This window comes from Streptomyces sp. NPDC054841, from assembly GCF_053611045.1.
This window is the reverse complement of record NZ_JBSGZO010000741.1, coordinates 1-2,844: the sequence shown is the minus strand read 5'-3', so window position 1 is coordinate 2,844 and position 2,844 is coordinate 1. Positions and strand designations below refer to the sequence as shown.

The window sequence follows — 2,844 nt, the reverse complement described above, 5'->3', positions numbered from 1 at the left end:
CCCCTCGAACATCCGGGCGTGAGCGCATAGCATCCGCCCATGTCCAATGGTCAGTGGTACCCACCGGAATGGCCCGACCGGATCCGGGCGCTCGCCGAGGGCGCGCTCGCCGCCGTCGCCCCGAGGCGGGCGGCGACCGTGATGCTGCTCAAGGACAGCCCCGAGGGCGTACACGTCCACATGCTGCGCCGACGCGCTTCCATGGCCTTCGCCGGAGGCGCGTACGTGTACCCCGGCGGCGGCGTGGACGAGCGGGACTCCAGGCCGATCCGGTGGGCGGGTCCCGCCCTCGCGGAGTGGAAGGACCGGCTCGGCGTCGAGGACGAGCCGTCCGCGCAGGCCATCGTGTGCGCGGCGGTCCGTGAGACGTACGAGGAGGCGGGCGTCCTGCTCGCCGGTGAGACCGCGGACTCGGTCGTCAGCGACACCACGGGCGACGACTGGGAGGCGGACCGGGCGGCACTGGTCGACCGGGAGCTGTCGTTCGCCGAGTTCCTGGACCGCAGGGGTCTGGTGCTGCGCTCGGATCTGCTGGGCGCGTGGGCCCGCTGGATCACCCCGGAGTTCGAGCCGCGGCGCTTCGACACCTGGTTCTTCGTCGCGGCCCTCCCGGAGGGCCAGCGGACCAGGAACGCCTCCACGGAGGCCGACCGTACGGTCTGGATCAGGCCTGAGGAGGCCGCCGCGGGGTACGACAAGGGCGAGCTGCTGATGATGCCGCCGACGATCGCCACGCTGCGGGTGCTCGGCCGGTACGCGGCCGCCGGGGACGCCCTCGCGGCGGCCGCCGAGCAGGATCTCACTCCGATCCTCGCTCAGGCACGCTTGGAGGGCGACGAGCTGATCCTCAGCTGGCCCGGCCACGACGAATTCACGAAGCACATCCCGACGGGACCCACGGGAGGCTCCCGATGACGAACGCATCGGCGCTGCCGGGGCAGCCGCGCGACGCGGTCGTGTCCGGCCCGGCGACAGCGCGGGCGGTCAACGTGCTGGCCCCCAACGCGTCGGCGATGACCCTGGACGGCACCAACACCTGGATCGTCTCCGAGCCGGACTCCGAACTCGCCGTCGTCATCGACCCCGGGCCCCTGGACGACATACACCTGCAGAACGTCGTCGCGACCGCCGAGAAGGCCGGGAAGCGGATCGCCCTGACCCTCCTCACCCACGGGCACCCGGACCACGCGGAGGGGGCGGGACGGTTCGCCGAGCTGACGCGCACCAAGGTGCGCGCCCTCGACCCTGCGCTGCGCCTCGGCGACGAGGGGCTCGCGGCGGGCGAGGTCATCCGTACCGGCGGGCTCGAGCTGCGGGTCGTCCCCACCCCCGGCCACACCGCCGACTCGCTCTGCTTCCATCTGCCGGCCGACGGGGCCGTACTCACCGGCGACACGATCCTCGGCCGCGGCACGACGGTCGTCGCGCATCCCGACGGCCGCCTCGGCGACTATCTCGACTCGCTGCGCCGGCTCCGCTCGCTGACGGTCGACGACGGGGTGCACAGGGTGCTTCCGGGCCATGGACCGGTCCTGGAGGACGCCCAGGGCGCCGTCGAGTTCTACCTCGCCCACCGCGCGAACCGCCTCGCCCAGGTCGAGACGGCCGTCGAGAACGGCCACAGCACGGCGGCCGACGTGGTGGCGCATGTGTATGCGGACGTGGACCGGTCCCTGTGGCCCGCGGCGGAGCTCTCCGTCAGGGCGCAGATGGAGTATCTGCGGGAGCACGGCCTGATCTAGGGCCTTCGAAGTCCCGTCTGCCCGCCGGGCGGACGACGCTACTTTGAAGACCCTCCCAAGGGGCCTGCACCACGGGCCGGGACCCGGTCCGGGCGGCGCCACCCACGTGCTTTACGCTCCGCTTACTTTCAGCGTTCCGTACTTGGGGGGAAGCCGTGTTCGTCCTGTCCATCCTGCTTGTCATCGCCGCGGTGGTGATGTTCTTCGTCGCGCGCGCGAGCGACAAGCGCGGACTCATGTTCGGCGCCGTCGGCGCGCTGATCGCCGGCCTGTTCGCGGGCATCGCCAGCATGGTGTACGTCGTCAGCGCGTACGAGGTCGGCGTCCCCGTCGCGTTCGGCAAGGTCGGCTCGCCCATGACGTCCGGCATGCACGTCAAGTCGCCGTTCACGAACGTCACGACGTTCTCGACCCGCCCGGTCGACCTCAACCTCTCCGACAAGGACGTGGTCGAGGTGCGCTCCAGCCAGGGCGGTGTGATGTACGCGGAGGTCACCGTGAAGTGGGCCGTGACCCCGGCGAAGGCGGTGGAGCTCTACAAGCTGGCGGGCAGTGAGGACGCCATCCAGCAGCGCCTCGTCTACCCGGACAGCCGGGAGATCATCCGCAATGTCTTCGCCCGCTACACGAGCGAGCAGGGCTACGCCTCGGCCCGCGAGAAGATCAACACCGAGATCGGCCTGCTCATCAAGGAGCGGCTGGCCCCGCGCGGTATCGATGTGACCACGGTCAACCTGCGCAATGTGAAGCCGTCGGACCGGCTGCAGGACCAGATCGACCGCAAGATCCAGCAGCAGCAGGCGACGGAGCGGGCGACCGAGGCCGCGCGTACGGCGAAGGCGGAGTCCGAGCGGCGCCGTATCGAGGCGGAGGGCATCGCCCGCGCCAACAAGATCCTGAACAACTCGCTCAGCGACAAGGTCCTGATGAACCAGTGCATCGACGCCTTCAAGGAGGCGTCGGCCAAGCACCCGGTGTACGCGGTTCCGTGCGGCGGCGGCAGCGGGAACCCGCTGATCGTGGACGGCACGAAGAACTGACGGTACCTACGAGGTAGGGCCGCGCACGTACGAGGTGGGGCCGCGCACGTACGAGACAGGGC

General features: G+C 70.7%; 3 protein-coding genes. All 3 read left to right on the top strand.

All coding sequences use genetic code 11. The features are described from left to right. Positions 1 to 39 precede the first annotated feature (39 nt). The 3 genes from ACWGI8_RS42560 to ACWGI8_RS42550 all read left to right on the top strand — a co-directional run bounded on the left by ACWGI8_RS42560 (position 40) and on the right by ACWGI8_RS42550 (position 2,782). A complete protein-coding gene (locus tag ACWGI8_RS42560) occupies positions 40 to 915 on the top strand; it encodes an NUDIX hydrolase (protein ID WP_453668827.1) in 876 nt (291 codons plus the stop codon). Beyond that, positions 912 to 1,742: an MBL fold metallo-hydrolase gene (locus ACWGI8_RS42555; protein ID WP_453668826.1), complete on the top strand. Its 831-nt coding sequence runs from the start codon at positions 912 to 914 to the stop codon at positions 1,740 to 1,742. The genes ACWGI8_RS42560 and ACWGI8_RS42555 overlap by 4 nt, the downstream gene beginning before the upstream one ends. Positions 1,743 to 1,897: 155 nt before the next feature. Next, positions 1,898 to 2,782 (top strand): prohibitin family protein, encoded by an 885-nt coding sequence (locus tag ACWGI8_RS42550; RefSeq protein WP_453668825.1) that lies wholly within the window; start codon positions 1,898 to 1,900, stop codon positions 2,780 to 2,782. Positions 2,783 to 2,844 lie beyond the last annotated feature (62 nt).

What these genes read in the sequence shown, in the direction of transcription:
- ACWGI8_RS42560 (WP_453668827.1), top strand. Translation starts at nt 40, where the DNA reads ATGTCCAATGGTCAGTGGTACCCACCGGAATGGCCCGACCGGATCCGG.
- ACWGI8_RS42555 (WP_453668826.1), top strand. Translation starts at nt 912, where the DNA reads ATGACGAACGCATCGGCGCTGCCGGGGCAGCCGCGCGACGCGGTCGTG.